The following is a 19,365-nucleotide window of genomic DNA, read 5'->3' on the forward strand; positions in this document are numbered from 1 at the left end:
AAACCGAGTGATCTAGCCATGAGCAGGTTGAAGGTTGGGTAACACCAACTGGAGGACCGAACCCGCATCTGTTGCAATAGATTGGGATGACTTGTGGCTAGGGGTGAAAGGCCAATCAAACTCGGAAATAGCTGGTTCTCCGCGAAATCTATTTAGGTAGAGCGTCGAGCGAATACCCCCGGGGGTAGAGCACTGGATGGGCTATGGGGACTCACCGTCTTACTGATCCTAACCAAACTCCGAATACCGGGGAGTACTACTCGGCAGACACACGGCGGGTGCTAACGTCCGTCGTGAAAAGGGCAACAACCCTAACCTCCAGCTAAGGTCCCCAAGTCATGGCTAAGTGGGAAAGGATGTGAGGATCCCAAAACAACCAGGATGTTGGCTTAGAAGCAGCCATCATTTAAAGAAAGCGTAACAGCTCACTGGTCTAAATAAGGGTCTTTGCGCCGAAAATGTAACGGGGCTGAAGCCATGCACCGAAGCTGAGGATGTGTAGCAATACACGTGGTAGCGGAGCGTTCCGTAAGCTGATGAAGGGAGACCTGTGAGGGCTCCTGGAGGTATCGGAAGTGCGAATGTTGACATGAGTAACGATAAAGAGGGTGAGAGACCCTCTCGCCGAAAGACCAAGGGTTCCTGCTTAAAGTTAATCTGAGCAGGGTTAGCCGGCCCCTAAGGCGAGGCAGAAATGCGTAGTCGATGGGAACCACGTTAATATTCGTGGGCCTGGTGGTAGTGACGGATTGCACAAGTTGTTCTGGTTTATTGGATTATCAGGGCAGCGGAGCGGTTCCAGGAAATAGCTCCACCGTATAGACCGTACCCGAAACCGACACAGGTGGTCAGGTAGAGTATACCAAGGCGCTTGAGAGAACTATGTTGAAGGAACTCGGCAAATTGCACGCGTAACTTCGGAAGAAGCGTGACCCCATATGAGGCAACTCTTGTGGGGTGGCACAGACCAGGGGGTAGCGACTGTTTATCAAAAACACAGGGCTCTGCGAAGTCGCAAGACGACGTATAGGGTCTGACGCCTGCCCGGTGCTGGAAGGTTAAGAGGAGAGGTGCAAGCTTTGAATCGAAGCCCCAGTAAACGGCGGCCGTAACTATAACGGTCCTAAGGTAGCGAAATTCCTTGTCGGGTAAGTTCCGACCTGCACGAATGGCGTAACGACTTCCCCGCTGTCTCCAACATAGACTCAGTGAAATTGAATTCCCCGTGAAGATGCGGGGTTCCTGCGGTCAGACGGAAAGACCCCGTGCACCTTTACTATAGCTTTACACTGGCATTCGTGTCGGCATGTGTAGGATAGGTGGTAGGCTTTGAAGCGGGGACGCCAGTTTCCGTGGAGCCATCCTTGAAATACCACCCTTATCGTCATGGATGTCTAACCGCGGCCCGTCATCCGGGTCCGGGACAGTGTATGGTGGGTAGTTTGACTGGGGCGGTCGCCTCCGAAAGAGTAACGGAGGCGCGCGATGGTGGGCTCAGACCGGTCGGAAATCGGTCGTCGAGTGCAATGGCATAAGCCCGCCTGACTGCGAGACTGACAAGTCGAGCAGAGACGAAAGTCGGTCATAGTGATCCGGTGGTCCCGCGTGGAAGGGCCATCGCTCAACGGATAAAAGGTACGCCGGGGATAACAGGCTGATGACCCCCAAGAGTCCATATCGACGGGGTTGTTTGGCACCTCGATGTCGGCTCATCGCATCCTGGGGCTGGAGCAGGTCCCAAGGGTTTGGCTGTTCGCCAATTAAAGCGGTACGTGAGCTGGGTTCAGAACGTCGTGAGACAGTTCGGTCCCTATCTGCCGTGGGTGTAGGAATATTGACAGGATCTGTCCCTAGTACGAGAGGACCGGGATGGACATATCTCTGGTGGACCTGTTGTCCTGCCAAGGGCATAGCAGGGTAGCTATATATGGACGGGATAACCGCTGAAGGCATCTAAGCGGGAAACCCACCTGAAAACGAGTATTCCCTATCAGAGCCGTGGAAGACGACCACGTTGATAGGCCGGGTGTGGAAGTGCGGCAACGCATGAAGCTTACCGGTACTAATAGCTCGATCGGCTTGATCGTTCTCATTGACTATGCTCATCTCAGGGCGAATGCATCGCATTCCTCCCGACAGAGCGAAGGCGTCAGCCTTTGCGACGGGCCCGGCAAACACGCAAGTGTTTGTCCGGTTTGAGCCTTTGACGTGTTTAAATAAGCAGGCCTTCGGCCTGCACCAGCTTCTCAAACAATTAAGTTGCGCTTTGCCGACCTGGTGGTTATGGCGGGGTGGCTGCACCCGTTCCCTTTCCGAACACGGCCGTGAAACGCCCCTGCGCCCATGGTACTTCGTCTTAAGACGCGGGAGAGTAGGTCGCTGCCAGGTCTGCAAATCGCAACTTCATGAAATCAATCTTCTCATCACAAAAACGGCCCAAAGCCGAACAAAGGGCCGCTCACAAAGCGGCCTTTCGTGTTATAATGCAGTGCAGTCGGTATTTGCCTCTCGGCAAAAACCTGGTACCGCGGGGTGGAGCAGCCCGGTAGCTCGTCAGGCTCATAACCTGAAGGCCGCAGGTTCAAATCCTGCCCCCGCAACCAACTTTCCCTTTGTATCCCCCAAAAGCCCCGCAAGGGGCTTTTTGTGTTTCTGGGCGCAAAAATCCCAATTTCGCATCGGGGGTCGTAAAACTGATGGCCGGCCGGGTGGGCCTCAGCCCTCCGTTCCGGTGGCGCTCCTTTCCTGGCGGTCCCGTGTGGCAAGCATTGCGGCCGCTGCTGCGGTTTTGTCATCGCCTCCGATCTGCACACTCGGCGTTGCGAATGCGATACCGGCAGCCTTGAATGCCTCCCGGATCATCAAATAGGCCTTGCGGCGGATGTAGGTCTGCTGGCCGGGAACCGTCGTCATCGCGAAACTCAGCACGATGCCGTAGTCGCCGAATTCTTCGACCCCCTTCATCTTGAGCGGTTCTATGAACATCGGGCCGACCTCGGGATCTGCCTGCAGTTCGGCGCCGATCGCCTTGGCGATCTTGCGCGCCTTGTTGATGTCGGTGTCGAATCCGACCGATATCCTGAACTTGTCGATCACCCAGTCGCGGCTCATATTCTCCACCGCGCCAAGTGCGCCGAAAGGCACGGTAAAGACTGGGCCGCGATGGTGACGAAGGCGGACGGAGCGGAGACTGAACCCTTCGACCGTGCCCTTGTAGCTGCCGCTCTGGATATATTCGCCGACCCTGAAGGCGTCGTCGAGCATATAGAAGACGCCGCTGATGACGTCCTTGACGAGGGTCTGCGACCCGAAACCCAGCGCCACACCGAATATCCCGGCGCCGGCGATGAGCGGCCCGATTTCGACGCCGAGCTGCGCAAGAACGATCAGTGCCGCCATCACCGCGACCAATACGGCCAACATGTTGCGGAAGATCGGAAGCAGCGTGCGCACGCGCGCGCGGCGGGCGCTCTCGGCAGGGGAGGGTGCGGCGCCTTCAGGTGCCGAAACCAGCATCCGATCGATCCACGCCCTTGAAAGGTGCCAGACCAGGTCGGCGAGGAGCAGGACAATCATGCTCTTCAGGAGACCATATGCGATTGCCTGCGCAGCGGGATTGCCTGCGATAAGGGACGTCGTGCTCGCTCTCGAGACGGCAGCAAGCGAGGCCACCGCAAGCAGAAGCACGATCGCGCGGCTTCCGCGCACAAAGAGGACCTGCCGAACGCTTCGCGGCTCGGCCGAACTAGCAGTCTCGGCGGCGTTGCCGACGACCTTCAGCAGCGGCGGCAGAAGGAGCAGGTAGACGCCGATCAGGAATAGCCCGGTGAGGCCGACCGACCATAGCACCCAGAGGATCAGAACGGAGACGACGACAGCCAGCCTCGCCTTGAGGCTCAAGGCCACTCCCGACACGACGCCTTCGATTGCAAGGATCACGAGGACGAGCGAAAAACACCAGGACATGGCACGTGACACGGCCGGATCGATACCGATCGGCTTTCCGAGCATGGCGCTCACGATCGCGACGAAAAGCACCCCGAGGAAAAGCCGGATTCGTATCCGGATTTCAGGGCGGGCGACGGCGAAGTCGATAGCGATCGCCGCTGCGCGAAAGGCGATGATGCCGGTGAGGGCGAGCATCAAAGTCGCCTCGGTGAGTGGCGGCCACCGCAGCGTAAAGAAGATCAGCCCCATCGAGAAGGTGAACACCGCCAGGGACAGAAGCCTGACCGTCAACGACGCGGCCCCGGCCCGTGCCCGGAGATAGAGCCTCTCGGCGATCGCACCCGCGGCCAGGAGGCACAGCAGGATCAGGAAAACAGGCGCATATCCTGCGGAGAGTGCGTCTTGTCTCGTTCGCGTTGCGGCCGCCCCGACCTCTGCCGGTATGCGAGGAAGGGCAGCCAGCGTCGCGTCGAAGCGCGCTCGCATAGCGGCTTTCCACGCAAACAACATTTCCTCGGGCGGTGCCGAAGCAGGCTGAGATTTTCGAGCTTCGAGCAGGGACTGCACCTCGGGATCCTGGAGCAATCGGATGAGCTCATCGATCTTCTGCTGCCCCGGCGTGGCGGGCGTCTGCGCTTGCGCATTGATCGCAAGGGCAAGAAAAAGCGATATTGCCGCGATCCATCTCATTCTGCGGTCCTTCGAAACGGAAGCTTGAAGTGGGTCTTGGGCAAGGTCGGCCGGAGCGGTTTGCGGCGCCTGCCGCGGCGGACAGTATATTGCGCTTCGCCGAAGGTGGTTATCGTCACACGCTTGTCGACGGAGCTGAGAAGAACAGGGCCATGCGGGAGAGCAATTGAGATGATCACAGGAATGCCCGAATGAATTTGATCAGGACTGAAAACGCCCCAATCACGGCGAAGATCAAGAGCATCCGCAGCACAATTATCAGCGCTTTGTCGCTCCAGTGGGTCGAAGCTTTCGACATGTTTTCTCCTCACTTCAGCTTCGGAAACTTCAGCAGGTATCGCTCCGATCGACGATGCCATCGCCTTCGACCCCGCCTGTCGGGCTGTCGCTTTGTGGCGCGGGCCAAGCCCATGTTCGCAGCAGTTCATAAAATACGCTGAGGACGATCGGGCCGAGGAAAAGCCCAAGCAAGCCATAGGACAGCGTGCCCCCGATGACGCCGATAAGGATCACCGGCATGGGTGTCGTCAGGCCTCGCGCCATGAGAAGAGGTTTGAGCACGTTGTCCAGAAGCGTGATGGGTGTTGCGATGAGAGTAAATGCCAGGGACGTCGAAACCGGCCAAGAAAACCAGGCCCAGATGATCGCGGGAATCAGGACGAGGCCAGGGCCGATTTGCATGATGCACAGGATAAAGACCGCAAAGGTTAACGCGCCTCTTGCCGGCAGATCAAAGATGACGAAGCAGAGCCCACATAACAGGGTTTGCAGGAAGGCAACGCCAATCACACCGCGTGAGACGTTGCGCACGGTGGTGGCCGCAAGCTTGGCGAAACCAACGCCCCTGTCGCCGGCAACTCTGTTGGCAAGCGCTGACACGATCGAGCTCAGTCGTTCGCCTGTTGCCATCAGGAAGCCGGACAGAACAACGGAGACGATGAAGCCCAGGAGGCCAGCGCCGATCGAGGCGAGTTTGGTGACGACGACGCCGGCGATCTCGCGCAGAGGCGCCTGAAACTTCGTAATCGATGCGGCGAGGTTGCTGGCGATCTGGTTCCAGGCGGCATAGACCCGTTCACCGACGACGGGCCACTCCCGAATGCTCTGAGGAGCAGAGGGCAAGGCAAAGCTGTCCGTCCTTAATCTTGCGATGAGATCTTGTGCCGCATCAGCAAAATTGACGGCAACAAGCGATAAGGGTGCGATGACGAGGACCAGACAGGCGACGACGATGGTCGTTGCCGAAATGGCCGGACGGTTTCCAAGAGCGCGCGCAAGCATCTCGTGCAAAGGAAACAATGCTATAGCCAGGATCGCCGACCAGATGACGATCAGTGCGAACGGAGCGACCAGACGGAAGGACCAGTAGGCGAAAAGTGCGATTATCCCCAGCCGCACGAGATCGCTGACCCGCGTCTCGATCGAAGTCTGCATGATGTCTACGGGCTTCAATGCCTCGCCCCGTGTCTGCTCGAGATTCATAATGGTCAGCCCGTCTGGTTTGCCGTCGATCGGTCCGCCATTCAGCGCGCGGTTACGTCGGGAACGACATGCCGAATGGTCTGATCTTCGACATATCCGCCCGGGCGCTTCTGCCGCTTGCCGAGATCCGGCGCCTCGAACTTGACGCGCTCATAAGGTATCGACTGCAGAATGTGGGAGATGCAGTTTATGCGCGCTTGTTTTTTGTCATCCGACGGAACGATCCACCACGGCGCGTGATTGCTGTCGGTCATCCGCAGCATCGCATCGTAGGCCCGCGTATAATCCCACCAGCGCTGATAGGATTCGACATCCATCGGGCTCAGTTTCCACTGCCGAAGCGGATCGTCGATCCGGCGCTTGAAGCGCCGTTCCTGCTCCTCTTCGCTAACGGTCAGGAAGTATTTGAGCAGAATGATGCCGCTTTCGACGATCGCTGCCTCAAAGCGAGGAGCGAGTTCGAGAAAACGCTCGGCCTTCTTTTCGCTGGTGAAGCCCATCACCCGGTCCACTCCCGGCCTGTTGTACCAGCTGCGGTCGAAGATCACGACTTCACCTGCGGCCGGCAGGTAATTGATGTAGCGCTGCATGTAGATCTGCGACTTCTCGCGGTCGGTCGGGGCGGGCAGCGCGATGACGCGAAAGACGCGTGGACTGACCTTTTCGGTAATGCGCTTGATCATTCCGCCCTTGCCGGCGGCATCGCGGCCTTCGAAGATGATGACGATCCGGGCGCCTGCTTTCTTCACCCAAGCCTGCAAATGAGCGATCTCCACCTGCAGACGAAGGATCTCTTTCTCGTAGTCCCAAGACCTCTTCTTTTTCTTGCCCTTGCTCTTGTCCTTGTCGTTCCGTTTCGCCTCGGCCACTGCCTCTTCCAGATTTGCGTCATAACCCTTGTTCATAGCTCCCTCCGTTCATGGCCCGAGGACGGGGCCATTCGTTTCTTCCGCCTTGTCGAAAATTGCGTCGCGTGCCGATCCAAGGGCTGCCACCGCCTCGTCCTTGTCGTTGAAAATGTTGGATGAGCCGATAGCCGTGATCACGCCGGCGCGGTCGAGCAGTTGCCTGCTTTCCTCGTTGAGATCGGCTATCGCGAAGGTGATGTTCTGTTTCGAGAGTGTTTCGGCGACGGCATCGAGAGCCGCGGCGCCGGTACTGTCGACATGGGAGATGGCGCTCGCGTCCAGCAACAGGGCTCTGGTCCCGCGTGTAAGCTCCTTACCGATGGTCTGCAGCCGTGTGCGCACGTAGTCGGCGTTGAAGAACAGGATGTTGCCCTGGATCACGCATATCGCGACACCTTCTTGCGGGCGCGCCTGCGGAAAACGGGCGAGATCAAAGAAGCCCTCCCGCCCTTCGATCCTGCCGAGAAGGCTGTCGCGCGGATACATGGTCTTGCGCAGGAGATAGACGAGGGTTGCGGCAATCGCGACAATGACGCCGTTGAGAACACCGAAGCTGATTGCGCCCCACATGGTGATCAATGCGAAGACGAACTCCATCCGGCTGATGCGCCAGACTTTTTTCAGTTCGCCGACGTCGATCAGGCCGATGGCCGCCATTGCCAGGATGGCGGCAAGTGCCGGCAGCGGTAATATCCGCAAGGCGCTGTGCAGAAAGACGAGGGCAGCGATCAACGTGGCCGCGGATACAAGTCCAGCCGCCTGCGAGACGCCGCCTGCAGACATATTGATTGCCGTTCTCGAATCCGAGACGCTGATCGGAAACGAACCAAAGAGGCCGGGGGCGAAATTTGCCGCCCCGAGGCCGATCAATTCCTGGTTCGCGTCCACCTCCTGCCCGGCGCGCGTGCCGAAACTGCGGGCGGCGACGATCCCCGCTCCAAAGCTGACGAGGAAAACGGCGGCGGAGCCAAGGACGATCTTGTCGAGCGGCATCTCGTAAAGCGCAGGCAGCGAGAACATCGGCAAGCCGCGAGGAATGTCGCCGACGACGGCTATGCCGCGTCCCTGGAAGTCGAAGACGGCAGACAGGATCACCGAGACGACAACGACCAGAACAGGACCAGGGACCTTGAGACGTGCGGCCTTTACCGCCCACAATAAAGCGAACATCGACAGGCCAAAAATCAGTGACGGCCAGTGGATAGAAGCGCTCTTGCGCAATATTTCGAGGATCGGCGGAACGAGCCCGTCGGACTCGATCTTGACCCCGGTGAAACGATTGATCTGGCCGACGAGGATCGACAGCGATACGCCGGCAAAAAATCCGACGAGAATTGGGCGGGAGAGAAAGTTGGCGACGACCCCCAGTCTCAGAAATCTGGCGGCGAGGCAGAACACCCCGACGCCGAGCGCCAAGGCGGATGCTATCGCGATCCGGTCCACGCCCGCGGCGGCCGGCTCGGCTGCGATGATTGCTGCCATCGCGGCGGCGAGAACGGTCATGGTTGCGGCATCCGGCCCGACGACCAGCAGGCGCGATGGCCCGAAAATGGCGTAGGCGATCGGCGCGACGATGCTCGCATAGATTCCCGTCTCGGGAGGCAGGCCGGCGATCGCGGGATAGGCGATGGCGCTCGGCAGGCCGACTGCGGCAATCGACAGCCCGGCTGGGATGTCGCTTCGAAGCCAGTTTCGATTGAAGCCCTCCAGCCCCTTTAGCATCGGTATGCCGAAACTTCCGATCACCGTATTACTCCCCTGGATGTGCTTCGACGTCTCCCGAAATTCCAGCCGGGCCTCAGCCCATCCGTCTCAATGCTCGAGGAAAACGAAGTTCATCCAGCTGCTCATCCTGAGAAGAACCTTGCGGAGAACGGCGACGTGATGCCAATGCTCGGTGTAGACGGCGACATCTGCGACGACGCCGCCCGGCAGCTGGTATTTGCTGGTATCTTCAAGGATCTCGATGCTGGCCAGCGTTTGACCCGGGGAGGCGCGTTCGGGCGACTGCGGATCGATCAGGGCTCCTGTCGGCTGAAGCTGGCCCTGCGCCATCACATCGATGATGCCCTGAACCCGGGCCTTGAAAATCTTGCCGGGCACTGCCCGGAACGAGACCTCCGCGGCATCGCCAACCCGGACGCGCTGCAGCGAATTCTGGATGAAGGCGGCAGCCAACGTCCGGTCTTCGCTGTTGATGAAGACCATGACCGGTCGCAAGGGCAGCGGGTTTGCCATCATTCCCGGCCGCAGAAAGACCTGTGTCACATAGCCGTTGCTCGGGGCGCGAACCGTCGTCTGGTCGAGGTCGTATTCCGCATTGCCCAATTCGGCCTGCAAGCGTGCGACCGTCGGATTGGTGCCGTTGATCTCGGACTCATAAGCGAGCTTGGCTTGCATGGCCTGCGCCCTTGCGGTCTCGACCGCAGCTTCTGAGGTCAGGTAGATGCCTCGGCGGTTCTCGACTTCAAGTTCGGAAAAGACAGCGCCTTTGCCGCTCGATTTGGCGTTCTCGTTCGATTGCTGGAATTTCTCGAAGCTTTGCAGGGAACGGTCGCGGGATGCCTCGGCACCGCTCACCGCGGAGTTCGCGGCATCGAGCGCAGATTTCAATTGAAGGACAGTCTGCTTGGCTTCCGCCAAAGCGGCTTTCTTCTGATCGACGACGAACTGATAGGGGCGCGGATCGATGCGGAAGAGAACGTCGTCCTTCTTCAACGGCGTATTGGGCTGGACCGGGACCTCCACGACCTGCCCGCCGACAACAGGAATGACTGGCGCAGAAGTAAAGTAAATGCGTCCGTCGCCCGAATAGGGGTGATTGTAGCTCATGATGAGGAGCAGCGCTGAGATCAGGAAGATGCCGCCAAGGACCGCGGTTGAAAGCGTCCATTGGTTTACCGGGATTCGGAAGACTTTGAAGACCGTCCAGCAGATTGCGGCATAGGTGAGGATTAGGAGCAGGTCCATCAGGCTTTCTCCTTCTCCAGAGGTTGGGCTTCCAGTTCGGCGATCCGAGCCTGAAGGCGGGCGATTTCTGCGTTCGCCTCCACTTCATGCTGAAGCTTGCCGTCGGGCTTGATTCCCCAACCGCGGTCCTCTCGGTAGAGGGAGGCCCAGATGAACAGGAACGGCCATATGACGTGCAGGGTGAACAGGCTGACCCAGCCGGCAATATGAATGGCGTCCTGGTGCGGGTGATTGCGTTTCTTCGCGATGATGTGAGGAATGTCGTGGATGGCGATCACGGCGTAGAAGAGCGTTACGAGCGTGAAAATCAACACCCCGAGTGCAAAATAGTCGAGAAACACGGCTCCCCCCTTCCGCTTTCGGCTTGATATGGCCGAACCGTTCGGCGTCAAGTGAAGGCAGATAGTAACGCCGTTAGCAGCCGAGCGCGTGTAGCATCACGTAACATCTATGGAAGAAGGCAGGGCCGCCCGAGTTCGGCCGACTAGTGTGAAGTGATTGCAACTCCGGCCGCATTCAGCCCCGCAAGGATCCGTTGCTGATCCTCCGGGCGAGGCAAGCGTATGGCGATCTCGCTGCGAATGTTGGTCAGCAACGCCGGTGCGTTCGCCTTGAGCCAATCCTGCTCCTCGCGGGCTTCATCGAGCCTGCCCTCGGCGCCAAGGATCGCAAGCAGGACGAGGTGGTGGATGGGATTGTATCGCAGATCGGCCATCCTTACCCATAGTTCTGCTGCCTGGTAGTCCTCCCGCATATAGGCGCACATGGCCAGACCCACTTCGTAATATCCTTTCGGGCCGGGGTTTTTGTTGACGGCTCTGGACATCAATTCGCAGCCGGTATCCCATTTGCCGGAAAGTGCCAGGCGGAAGCCATATTCGCCGGCCACCTCCGTATCGGTGGGGTTTAGCTCATAGGCAGCAGCTCCCACTCTCAACGCGGCCTCGACATCACCGTTAAAGAAGTTGGCAAGCATCAGCGCCTGCAAGGCGCGGGCATTCTGCGGATCGAGGTCGGCCGCGCGGCGCGCGGTTTCCACAGCAGATTTCAAAGTGGAAAGGGCAGGCACTCTATTAAGGCTGAATTGAAAGCGGAGTTCATCGAGGTAGGTCATCGACAGCAAGGCCCAATAAGTCGAATTTCGCGGGTTGCGCTCCGTTGCTCGTTGAAGGCAGGCCCGGACCGCGGCATGGCCCTTCGGGTTGAGGTCGACCCGGTAGCTGTAGTAAGACTGCGTACAGGCATAGTCATCCCGCTCATCGGAATTGGATGGATTTGTTGTCGCGGTGTCGCTCTGGGAAATGACGCCATATGGCGGGGCGAGTGCGGTCGCCACCTCTTGGGCCAGGTCGGCCTCAACCTGCAAGACGTCCTGTATGCGAAGGTCCTTGTTGTAGCTGTTGGCCCAGATCACCGATCCATCATCACGGTTTACGAACCGTGCGGTCAGCCGCAGCCTGCTGTCCTCTACGCGCACGCGACCTTGCAAGGCAAAACGCGGTTCCTTCAATCCTTTCGTCTGCGGCTGCCCGCGCAGTGCCGCAGGCAGATTCGAAATCACAACAATTTCCCGGAATTTTGCCAGGTGACCAATGACCTCGTCCGTCAATCCTCGGGCTATACCTGCCGATACGCCGGCTTCCGAAAGGTCCTGGAATGGCTCCACAAGGACCTGGGGAAAATCTGGCCGATCCGCGGGGGAGGTAGACGATTGAGTCTGAGGGCTGAAAAGAAAAGGAATGCCGAAGGCGATAATCAGCGTCATCAGACCCAGGGAAACCGCCGTCAGGTAGAATGACCGGGGCGCCGGGGAGGATTGAACAGTGCTCTCGTTCCGGGGTGAGAAATCCGCAGGTTTCGAAGGCGTGGCAGTTTGCAAGACAGGGTCGGGACTATCGCCCGTCTCCGCCAGTGGACCGAGGTCTGTCGCAGGGCAGGCGTCACTGTGTCTGAAGCAAGGCACATACCCGCCTTTAGGGATGGTAATGATGACCTTATCGAATTGCCCCGCGACCAGATAGTATCGTTCCAGAGCGCGGCGTATGCGGCCGGCCTCGATCCTGACGACGGGATCGTTCTGGGCATCGAACGAGGCGTCTCGGCCGAACACCTCCAGGGCGATTGTATAGGCCTTTAGATAGGTGCCCCGTTCAGCGAGGGTTTCTTCGACAATATAGTCAAGAAACCGACGCCCACGGTCAGGGGCGTGGAACTCCTGGCTGGATCTGATGCGATCAAGCTGTTCTCGTGTTTCCGATGTGGTGGGAATTGCCGCACCTGGCGACCCGTTTGCTCTCACGCTTTGCATCGTCGCCCCCCGATGAAGCCAGCCGCTATACCCCCGGCCGTAGCTTCTTGTATGTTACATCTCTAAATAAGCTGGATGCAATATATTAATTCATCTGCTTTGCACGAAGACAAAGAGCGGGATGGATATGGGGGCAGGCAATCCAGAAAAAATGGCCATCCTTGCGCTGCTTGAGCTCCACCTGCCCGAGCATCTTCCGCTCGCACAACGGCTTCTCGACGTGGACGAGAATTTCCACAGCATGTGCCAGGACCTCGCAGCAGCCATCGAGGCGCTCACCAAAGTAGACTTGCTTCCCAGCAGCATTCGGGAGGTACGACGTCAGGAATACGGCAGCCTGGTCGAGGGCCTTGTCGAGGAAATAGGAGATGCAATTCGCCGTTCGAAGGTCGTGGCACTGAGGCGTTCCACCGATCCGATGCCATAGCCAGCGTTATCGCAACCACTTGCAATCCAGGAGACGAACGCGTGATGAAAGCGAGATATTTCAGGCTGCTGGCCGGCTTTTCAGCCATAGCAATCTCTTCCCTGCCGCCCGTGCCGTGGACTTATGCGCAGACGCCCGTGCCGGCCACCAAGGCCGAACCCGTGCCGGCGCCGGACGCGGAAGCGGCCGGGCTTTCCGACGACGAACTCGAGGTTCTCGTGGCGCGTATTGCGCTTTACCCAGACGATCTCGTCGCGGCAATCTCGGCGGCGTCGCTGTTTCCCCTGCAGATCGTCGAGGCGGCCCGCTTCCTGGAAACCAAGAAAAAGAACACCAGCCTCGAGCCGAAAAGCGAATGGGACGGAAGTGTGATTTCGCTGCTGAACTACCCGGAGGTCGTCAAGATGATGAGCGACGATCTCGAGTGGACCCAGTCGCTCGGAGATGCACTGACCAATCAGCAGAAGGATGTCCTGATCGCGATACAGCAGCTCCGCGACGAAGCCATCGCGAAGAACATCATCAAGACGGACGATAAGGTCACCATTGTCAACGAGGGCGACAATGTCATCATCCAGCCCACGAACCCGGAGAAGATCTATATTCCGCAATATCCGCCGGAAATGCTGTACGAGCCGAACTATGATTACGCGCCAGTCTCCTATTATCCGGATTCCTACGACAACTACTACTATCCGGGGGCCGGCTTCTTCGCTGCTGCCGTGACCGGCGTCGCCTGGGCGGCGATCGTCAATTGGGACGACTGGGGCGTGTGGGGCGGACGTTGGAACGGCGACGTCGACGTCGACTGCGACAATTGCTTCAACAACCGCAATTTCAACGGAAAAATGAATTTGAACGATGTCGACTGGAAGAATGTCGATCGTAGCAAGCTGAGTATCGGCAAGGACCAGCTGAACAAGCTCGATCGGTCGGCGATCCGGTCCAATCTCCAGACGGACAACCGCAACCAGCTCAAAAACCAGGCGGGCAACCTCCAGAGGGAGCGAAACCAGGCGAGGGGCGATGCCGGGGCCCGAGCTGCGGACGTTCGACAGAATACCGCGCAGGGGCTGAAGTCAAATCCGAAAACGTCGGTGGGCGATACGGCCAAACGTGCAAACGCGCCACGCGCCGACACCCGTCCTGCAAACGCAGGCAACCGTCAGGCCAGTTCTTCACCGAAGGCGAAACCGAAATCCGGCAAGCCCAAGATGGCCGCCAAGGCCGATAACCGGAGCCGCCAGCAGAGCGCGCTCGGGAATGTTCAATCGGGTCGTCGTGAGGTCGTGAACTCTCAGCGCGGCGGCCAGAGCATGGGTGGTGGCCAGCGCGGTGCACCTCGGGCGACGCAGCAACGGTCTCGCCCGCCCATGCATGGTGGTGGCGGGCGCGGCGGCGGGCGCGGCGGTGGTGGCGGCCGTGGCGGCGGCGGCCGCCGCTGACTTAGGCGAATGTTTTCGTGAAGGCCAAACCATGGGGTGAACCGATGACACGACAATCGAGACTGATTTCATTGATGCTGGGTGCGGCGGTTTCCTTGACGGCGCCGCAGATTTCCCTCGCGCAGGAGCAGAGCAACCTTAAGGAGTTTGCAGCCGGAACCCCACCCGCCTTCGATAGTCCCTCACTCGCAGTTGATCAATTCAAGCAGGTCTTGGCCTCCGGCGAAATTGACGGTTTGGCAAATCTGTTGGGCCTTAGCGCCGCCAAGCTGAAGGCGAGCAATGAGGCCACGATCGCCTATGCCTTGATACGGGAGGGCGCCGGCAAGCAGATCATTCTTCAAGACCTTGGCGATCGCAAGGTCGTCGCGATCGGCGATCAACTGTGGCCTTTGCCTTTCCCGCTGAGCCGCAACGGGGACGGCAAATGGGCTTTCGACACGCAAATCGGCCTTCAGGAAATCATCAACCGCAGGGTCGGTAGGAACGAACTGGCGACCATCCAGACGATGACCGACTACTTTATTGCCCAGTATGAGTATGCGCGGGAAGATCGCGACGGCGACGGCGTTTACGAGTTCGCACAGAAACTCGTCAGCACGGCGGGCGCGCGGGACGGCCTGTACTGGGAGCCGGGAGCATTCGAAGAGGAGAGCCCCGCCGGCGGCCTCGTCGAGACGGCAGCCTTCGGCAATGCGAAGCGGGGAGAAGGCTATTACGGCTATCGCTATCGCATCCTGACGGGCCAAGGGTCCAATGTCGTCGGTGGCAAGCAGAGCTTCATCGTCAATGGCAACATGACGGCTGGTTTTGCTCTGATCGCCTGGCCCGTGGCCTACAGGGTCACTGGCGTGCAGACTTTCATGGTCAGCAATATGGGTGTCATCTACCAGCGCGATCTGGGTGATCAGACCGAGCAACTGGCGGCGGCGATCAAGGAGTTCAACCCTGGTGCGGACTGGAGTCTGGTTGAAGAGTAAGGCGCGTCGCGTCAAATTTGATTCATGCGGGGCGCTGTAGACTCGGGCATCCCCGAAAGGCCGTATGGTGGCGACATTGCCGGGCGATGGAATGCCAGCGCCCGGTTGGAATAACGTTTGTCTCCAGTCACTTCGCGACCGAGCCAGGAGGGCAGAGATGGACTTGCCTTCTCGCTGGCCATTTCGATTTCGGCAATGGTCAGACCCTGATAGGCGCCGCCGAAGACGTCGATCTCCCAGACATCGCCCCGATGGACAACCTGGTACCTTGTCTTTTCGAGCACCTTGCCACGGACATGAAGCAGCATTTCCTTGGCTTCAGCGAGGGGAATGTCGTACTCGAATTCCTCGCGCGTAAGGCCGCGTTTGCCGAACTTCACCGCCAGCTGTGCCGTCAGATCATCGATCAGGCGAATACGCAGACTGCTGGCAGTGCCTCGCGCAAGATAGCCCTGCCGGAGCACATGTACGCTTGTCGCGCTGGCGCGCCAAGCGTCGCTGCGCACGAGAAACTTACGCTCGATCTCGACGGTCTTCATGCCGGTTCACTCCACCGGTTTTTCCCAGGTGAGGAAAAGACCGATATCCCCTGGAATGCCGCCCGGAAAATTGATGACCAATGCCTTCAGGCCATAGCCCTGCGGTCTGCCGATCTCTTCGAACAGGTCGTAGAGTTCCTTCGCCTTTCCTTGCAAGGTGTTCTGCCACCCGGGCAAGAAGTTGTTGATTGCGCGGCCGCTATCGGAGCAAAAGCTCGAGGGGAAACTGTAGATCATCGCCTCGAACTTGCCGTCGGCAGCCGCCTTCGACACGAGGCGTTTGATCACCGTGCGCTCGGCGTCGCCAATATGCTTGCGGAAGAAGTCTTCAACGAATTCAGCGTGTTTTTTGGCTTCGCGCGCCTGTATCTTCTCTTGGCGTTCCATCTCGAGAAGCTGCAGTTCGAGCGCGCGTTTGCGCAGCTCTTCTGCACTGGTCATTGACGGGGTAGAAGCAGCAGGTCCGGTCATCGCTTTGCCCTCCATGATTTACCAATAGAGATAAAATGTCATGGGTTCGGATGGCAGTAAGATACGGTATCATACATGAGGCCCGACTGGCTTGCTGCCCGTGCCTTCTCGAGGGCGCCGGCAAGTCGAGGTTCCGGGTGACACCTCAATGGCATGACCATCAGGCTGATGCCGGCATCCTCTCCGGCCGAGGCCACACCCATTGACTTCGCTCAATGCCTGATTGCGCCACTTCGGCTAGATTCCTCAAGCAGAATCCATGCTTCTTTCGGGAGTAGCCAACATGATGAAGTTATCTTTGGCACTTGCAATCGCGATCTCGACGATCACGGTATCAGTGCAGGCCGACGCTCAGCAGAGCCGGCGCGAATACCGCAGGATGAATTGGAGCGAAAGCCTGCCGGAGGCGGTACGAACATATCATGACAAGCGCTTTACCGTTGTCAGCTATAGAATTTCCGATTTTTCGGAGACGGGCCGTCATCCCCCGCAAGGCAGCGAAAAGGACGTCGAGGCCATTCGCGCGGCCGCTCGGTCAAATAAATGGCTTGTCGGCAAACTGAAGGCGAAGAAGCTCACGCCAAACGATATTGAATGGGTCACGAGAGCCCGTAACGGCAATCTGACCTTCTACGTCGAATGAGCGTGTCTTCACCGCATCCTGAACCGCACGTCGCCTACGTGCTGAGCGCGGCAAGCCTGGTGCGGTTGAGGATCTGGACATATCGCTGGCCGCGTCCGAATAGCTGGACAATGTGGCGGGTCCGCAGCTTGGTAAATGAGCGCGCTACCGATTCGACCGTCAATCCGAGATAGTCGGCGACGTCGGTGCGCGACATCATGAGTTCAAACTCATTAGCGCCGCCATTTCGGGTCGACATTTCCTGAACAAAAGTCGCCACACGCTCGAGGGCGCCCTGGCGGGCGACGATAAGCTGGCGCGAATTCGCAATTGCCAGGCTGGACAAGGCGATATCCAACAAATTTATCGCCGGCATCGGCGCGCCGGCCTTGGGGATGGAGCGAATTTGGGAGTTGCAGATCGCCTCGGCGAAATCATCATGGATGTCTCCATCCTGCAGGCCGAACCATTCTCCCGTTCCGTGGAATGCAAGAATGTGGCGGTGCCCGTTCCGCATTATTCGATAGACCCTCACCGCACCGGATTGGACCTGGTAGAGTGATGACGCCCGCTCGCCCTCGCGGTAGATGCCCTGGCCCGGGAGTACCCATAAAACAGTGCTTGGCGGTAACCGTCGGGTCTCACCTGCATTTACGCGGTTCGGTTCCGGCATATAGCGTTCGGCAGCCTGGCTCGTGGTCAACATTGCTGGTCCCCCCGTGAAGCTGAACTCTTACAAGGAAGAGCGGCACTGAAAATTGGGGACGGTCACTACGTAATTGTACGTGATGTCGATTCGCAGTTCGAATTTCCTGTCTCCGGGAGTGATCAGGATCAAGGAACGTTGCAAGCCGATAGGCTAGGATTCCTCAATCCGGCCCGGCCGCCACTGACTTCAGGTGAGCCGCCGAGCCCTCAGCATTGCTGTGAGGTGCCAGGATGTGGCGATCAATCATTGACGCGCCTTTTGCGCAGGATATCGAGCTCGCCGTGATCGACGACGAAGGCGTCCACGCCCTTGTCTTTCCGTGTCAGAGAATATTCGGTGGCTGGGTCGATGCAAGAGGCGGCAATAAGCTGGACGTCCACCCGACCCATTGGCGTCGGTGGCTGGCCGAGGAGTTCCACGCTGGCGGCCGGGCAATCGGTCACTGATATAGCCATGGGCATGCCGTTTGATGCCTCGAACATTGCTCGCGATCAATGACACCACCAGACCCGGCAACTTAACCTGGCACAGATCGGTTTGGCCCCGCGGGGCACATGCCGTTGGCCCGCGAGACATGCCCAACGGTCCAGACAGGAAGTCAGGGAGAACCTCATGCGCGGTTTCGGTGTTCACTCGGAGGTCGGAAAGCTGAGGACCGTGATGGTCTGCAAACCGTCCCTGGCTCATCAGCGTCTGACACCCGGCAACTGTCATAGCCTGCTCTTCGACGATGTGCTGTGGGTACACGAGGCACAGAAGGATCATTTCGATTTTGTCCTGAAGATGCAGGAGAGGGGCGTCGAGGTTCTCGAGCTTCATGATCTGCTCGGCCAGACGCTTGCCGACAAGCAGGCACGCGATTTGGTGCTGGATCGCCGGATCACCCCGAATGTGCTCGGCTCGCAGATCGCCGAAGCCATGCGGCCCTGGCTTGACGAGATGCCCCCCATGCAGCTTGCGGCATACATGATCGGCGGCATTTCGATCGCCGATCTTCCCGAGGTCAAGGCCAAGTCATTGATGCTCAGCGCCTTGGAGGAATCGGAATTCGTCATACCGCCGGTTCCCAACACGCTGTTCCAGCGCGATCCGTCCTGCTGGATCTATAACGGCGTGACATGCAATCCGATGTTCTGGCCGGCAAGACGGGCCGAGACCCTGCTCCAGCGTGCGATCTACAAATTCCACCCGTCCTTCAAGGATGGCGATTTCCAGATTTGGTGGGGCGATTCGGATCAGCAGTTTGCCAATGCCTCGATGGAGGGCGGCGACGTCATGCCGATCGGCAACGGCACGGTGCTGATCGGCATGGGCGAGCGCACGACCTATCAGGCCGTCGGCCAGGTGGCGCAAGCGCTGTTCAGGAGCAAAGCGGCAACGAGAGTGATCGGCTGTCTGATGCCGAAGAGCCGCGCGGCGATGCACCTCGATACGGTTTTCAGCTTCTGCGATCGCGACGTCGTTACACTGTTTGCCGAGGTGGTCGACCAGATCCGCTGCTACAGCATGCATCCCAAAGACGATGACGGCACATTCGAGGTCCATCCCGAAAATCGGCCCATGCTCGATGTCGTTGCCGAAACGCTTGGATTGCCTCAACTGCGCACCGTCGAGACCGGGGGCAATTCCTACCAGGCCGAGCGCGAGCAATGGGATGACGGCAACAACGTCGTCGCGCTCGAGCCCGGCGTCGTCGTCGCTTACGACCGCAACACCTATACCAACACGCTGCTTCGCAAGGCGGGCATCGAAGTCATTACCATTCGGGGCTCCGAACTCGGCCGCGGCCGCGGCGGCGGGCACTGCATGACATGCCCCATATGGCGCGACCCGGCATATTGACGTCTCGCACACACGCAACAGCCT

Annotated in this window: 17 protein-coding genes, 1 tRNA gene and 2 rRNA genes (1 of these 20 only partly in view); 8 read left to right on the forward strand and 12 right to left on the reverse strand. The window is 58.8% G+C overall.

Annotation, left to right across the window (positions count from 1 at the left end):
• From FFM81_RS03930 to FFM81_RS03940, 3 genes are all read left to right on the forward strand, one after another.
• Positions 1-2,087: ribosomal RNA gene (locus tag FFM81_RS03930) — 23S ribosomal RNA — on the forward strand; it begins 713 nt to the left of the window's first position.
• Between the two features lie 186 nt (positions 2,088-2,273).
• Positions 2,274-2,388: ribosomal RNA gene (rrf, locus tag FFM81_RS03935) — 5S ribosomal RNA — on the forward strand.
• A gap of 138 nt (positions 2,389-2,526) precedes the next feature.
• Positions 2,527-2,603: transfer RNA gene (locus FFM81_RS03940), tRNA-Met, on the forward strand.
• Between the two features lie 112 nt (positions 2,604-2,715).
• Here the strand turns inward: FFM81_RS03940 and FFM81_RS03945 are convergent.
• The 8 genes from FFM81_RS03945 to FFM81_RS03980 all read right to left on the reverse strand — a co-directional run bounded on the left by FFM81_RS03945 (position 2,716) and on the right by FFM81_RS03980 (position 12,306).
• Positions 2,716-4,638: a mechanosensitive ion channel family protein gene (locus FFM81_RS03945; RefSeq protein ID WP_138384883.1), complete on the reverse strand. Its 1,923-nt coding sequence runs from the start codon at positions 4,636-4,638 to the stop codon at positions 2,716-2,718.
• Positions 4,635-4,997, reverse strand: a complete 363-nt coding sequence (locus FFM81_RS03950; protein WP_157214758.1) for a hypothetical protein — start codon at positions 4,995-4,997, stop codon at positions 4,635-4,637. The genes FFM81_RS03945 and FFM81_RS03950 overlap by 4 nt, the downstream gene beginning before the upstream one ends.
• Positions 4,966-6,120, reverse strand: a complete 1,155-nt coding sequence (locus FFM81_RS03955) for an AI-2E family transporter (protein ID WP_003566187.1) — start codon at positions 6,118-6,120, stop codon at positions 4,966-4,968. The genes FFM81_RS03950 and FFM81_RS03955 overlap by 32 nt, the downstream gene beginning before the upstream one ends.
• A 41-nt stretch (positions 6,121-6,161) precedes the next feature.
• Positions 6,162-7,025 carry a polyphosphate kinase 2 gene (gene ppk2 / locus FFM81_RS03960; RefSeq protein WP_003566185.1) on the reverse strand — a complete coding sequence of 288 codons (864 nt, stop codon included), beginning with the start codon at positions 7,023-7,025 and terminating at the stop codon, positions 6,162-6,164.
• 12 nt (positions 7,026-7,037) lie between these two features.
• Positions 7,038-8,750 (reverse strand): SulP family inorganic anion transporter, encoded by a 1,713-nt coding sequence (locus tag FFM81_RS03965; protein ID WP_375164583.1) that lies wholly within the window; start codon positions 8,748-8,750, stop codon positions 7,038-7,040.
• Between the two features lie 90 nt (positions 8,751-8,840).
• On the reverse strand, positions 8,841-9,998 hold the full coding sequence (locus FFM81_RS03970; protein WP_128398155.1) for an HlyD family secretion protein: 1,158 nt from the start codon (positions 9,996-9,998) through the stop codon (positions 8,841-8,843).
• A complete protein-coding gene (locus FFM81_RS03975; protein ID WP_128398154.1) occupies positions 9,998-10,339 on the reverse strand; it encodes a DUF3302 domain-containing protein in 342 nt (113 codons plus the stop codon). The genes FFM81_RS03970 and FFM81_RS03975 overlap by 1 nt, the downstream gene beginning before the upstream one ends.
• A gap of 143 nt (positions 10,340-10,482) precedes the next feature.
• On the reverse strand, positions 10,483-12,306 hold the full coding sequence (locus FFM81_RS03980) for a hypothetical protein (RefSeq protein ID WP_138384884.1): 1,824 nt from the start codon (positions 12,304-12,306) through the stop codon (positions 10,483-10,485).
• A 121-nt stretch (positions 12,307-12,427) separates the two neighbouring features.
• Here FFM81_RS03980 and FFM81_RS03985 point away from each other — a divergent pair, with 121 nt between their 5' ends.
• The 3 genes from FFM81_RS03985 to FFM81_RS03995 are packed head-to-tail and all read left to right on the forward strand — an operon-like array spanning position 12,428 to position 15,158.
• A complete protein-coding gene (locus FFM81_RS03985) occupies positions 12,428-12,733 on the forward strand; it encodes a hypothetical protein (RefSeq protein WP_025416953.1) in 306 nt (101 codons plus the stop codon).
• A 44-nt stretch (positions 12,734-12,777) separates the two neighbouring features.
• Positions 12,778-14,178, forward strand: coding sequence for a DUF3300 domain-containing protein (locus FFM81_RS03990; RefSeq protein ID WP_173883814.1), 1,401 nt, complete (start codon positions 12,778-12,780; stop codon positions 14,176-14,178).
• A 44-nt stretch (positions 14,179-14,222) separates the two neighbouring features.
• Positions 14,223-15,158, forward strand: coding sequence for a DUF2950 family protein (locus tag FFM81_RS03995; RefSeq protein ID WP_138385011.1), 936 nt, complete (start codon positions 14,223-14,225; stop codon positions 15,156-15,158).
• Positions 15,159-15,169: 11 nt separating this feature from the next.
• Here the strand turns inward: FFM81_RS03995 and FFM81_RS04000 are convergent, their stop codons facing one another.
• Together FFM81_RS04000 and FFM81_RS04005 are read right to left on the reverse strand one after the other, a co-directional pair.
• Positions 15,170-15,697 (reverse strand): CYTH domain-containing protein, encoded by a 528-nt coding sequence (locus FFM81_RS04000; protein ID WP_128398151.1) that lies wholly within the window; start codon positions 15,695-15,697, stop codon positions 15,170-15,172.
• A gap of 6 nt (positions 15,698-15,703) precedes the next feature.
• A complete protein-coding gene (locus FFM81_RS04005; protein WP_025416949.1) occupies positions 15,704-16,168 on the reverse strand; it encodes a hypothetical protein in 465 nt (154 codons plus the stop codon).
• A 283-nt stretch (positions 16,169-16,451) separates the two neighbouring features.
• On the opposite strand from FFM81_RS04005, the gene FFM81_RS04010 reads away from it, so the two are divergent.
• On the forward strand, positions 16,452-16,811 hold the full coding sequence (locus FFM81_RS04010; RefSeq protein ID WP_025416948.1) for a hypothetical protein: 360 nt from the start codon (positions 16,452-16,454) through the stop codon (positions 16,809-16,811).
• Between the two features lie 34 nt (positions 16,812-16,845).
• Here the strand turns inward: FFM81_RS04010 and FFM81_RS04015 are convergent, their stop codons facing one another.
• A complete protein-coding gene (locus tag FFM81_RS04015; protein WP_138384886.1) occupies positions 16,846-17,496 on the reverse strand; it encodes a helix-turn-helix domain-containing protein in 651 nt (216 codons plus the stop codon).
• Positions 17,497-17,738: 242 nt separating this feature from the next.
• Positions 17,739-17,954, reverse strand: a complete 216-nt coding sequence (locus FFM81_RS33305; RefSeq protein ID WP_173883757.1) for a hypothetical protein — start codon at positions 17,952-17,954, stop codon at positions 17,739-17,741.
• Between the two features lie 157 nt (positions 17,955-18,111).
• On the opposite strand from FFM81_RS33305, the gene arcA reads away from it, so the two are divergent.
• Entirely contained in the window at positions 18,112-19,341 is a 1,230-nt protein-coding gene (gene arcA, locus FFM81_RS04025; protein WP_138384887.1) for an arginine deiminase, read from the forward strand.
• Positions 19,342-19,365: the final 24 nt, after the last annotated feature.

The sequence above is a fragment of the Rhizobium hidalgonense genome, from assembly GCF_005862185.2.
Taxonomy (GTDB): domain Bacteria; phylum Pseudomonadota; class Alphaproteobacteria; order Rhizobiales; family Rhizobiaceae; genus Rhizobium; species Rhizobium hidalgonense.

Excerpts from the sequence above, each read along its gene's own strand:
- FFM81_RS04005 (WP_025416949.1), bottom strand. The coding sequence starts at position 16,168 with ATGACCGGACCTGCTGCTTCTACCCCGTCAATGACCAGTGCAGAAGAG.
- FFM81_RS03980 (WP_138384884.1), bottom strand. The coding sequence starts at position 12,306 with ATGCAAAGCGTGAGAGCAAACGGGTCGCCAGGTGCGGCAATTCCCACC.
- FFM81_RS03990 (WP_173883814.1), top strand. The coding sequence starts at position 12,778 with ATGAAAGCGAGATATTTCAGGCTGCTGGCCGGCTTTTCAGCCATAGCA.
- FFM81_RS03945 (WP_138384883.1), bottom strand. The coding sequence starts at position 4,638 with ATGAGATGGATCGCGGCAATATCGCTTTTTCTTGCCCTTGCGATCAAT.
- ppk2 (WP_003566185.1), bottom strand. The coding sequence starts at position 7,025 with ATGAACAAGGGTTATGACGCAAATCTGGAAGAGGCAGTGGCCGAGGCG.
- FFM81_RS04010 (WP_025416948.1), top strand. The coding sequence starts at position 16,452 with ATGATGAAGTTATCTTTGGCACTTGCAATCGCGATCTCGACGATCACG.
- FFM81_RS03970 (WP_128398155.1), bottom strand. The coding sequence starts at position 9,998 with ATGGACCTGCTCCTAATCCTCACCTATGCCGCAATCTGCTGGACGGTC.
- FFM81_RS03985 (WP_025416953.1), top strand. The coding sequence starts at position 12,428 with ATGGATATGGGGGCAGGCAATCCAGAAAAAATGGCCATCCTTGCGCTG.
- FFM81_RS04015 (WP_138384886.1), bottom strand. The coding sequence starts at position 17,496 with ATGTTGACCACGAGCCAGGCTGCCGAACGCTATATGCCGGAACCGAAC.
- FFM81_RS03950 (WP_157214758.1), bottom strand. The coding sequence starts at position 4,997 with ATGGCATCGTCGATCGGAGCGATACCTGCTGAAGTTTCCGAAGCTGAA.
- FFM81_RS03955 (WP_003566187.1), bottom strand. The coding sequence starts at position 6,120 with ATGAATCTCGAGCAGACACGGGGCGAGGCATTGAAGCCCGTAGACATC.
- FFM81_RS03995 (WP_138385011.1), top strand. The coding sequence starts at position 14,223 with ATGACACGACAATCGAGACTGATTTCATTGATGCTGGGTGCGGCGGTT.
- FFM81_RS03965 (WP_375164583.1), bottom strand. The coding sequence starts at position 8,750 with ATGCTAAAGGGGCTGGAGGGCTTCAATCGAAACTGGCTTCGAAGCGAC.
- FFM81_RS04000 (WP_128398151.1), bottom strand. The coding sequence starts at position 15,697 with ATGAAGACCGTCGAGATCGAGCGTAAGTTTCTCGTGCGCAGCGACGCT.
- arcA (WP_138384887.1), top strand. The coding sequence starts at position 18,112 with ATGCGCGGTTTCGGTGTTCACTCGGAGGTCGGAAAGCTGAGGACCGTG.
- FFM81_RS33305 (WP_173883757.1), bottom strand. The coding sequence starts at position 17,954 with ATGGCTATATCAGTGACCGATTGCCCGGCCGCCAGCGTGGAACTCCTC.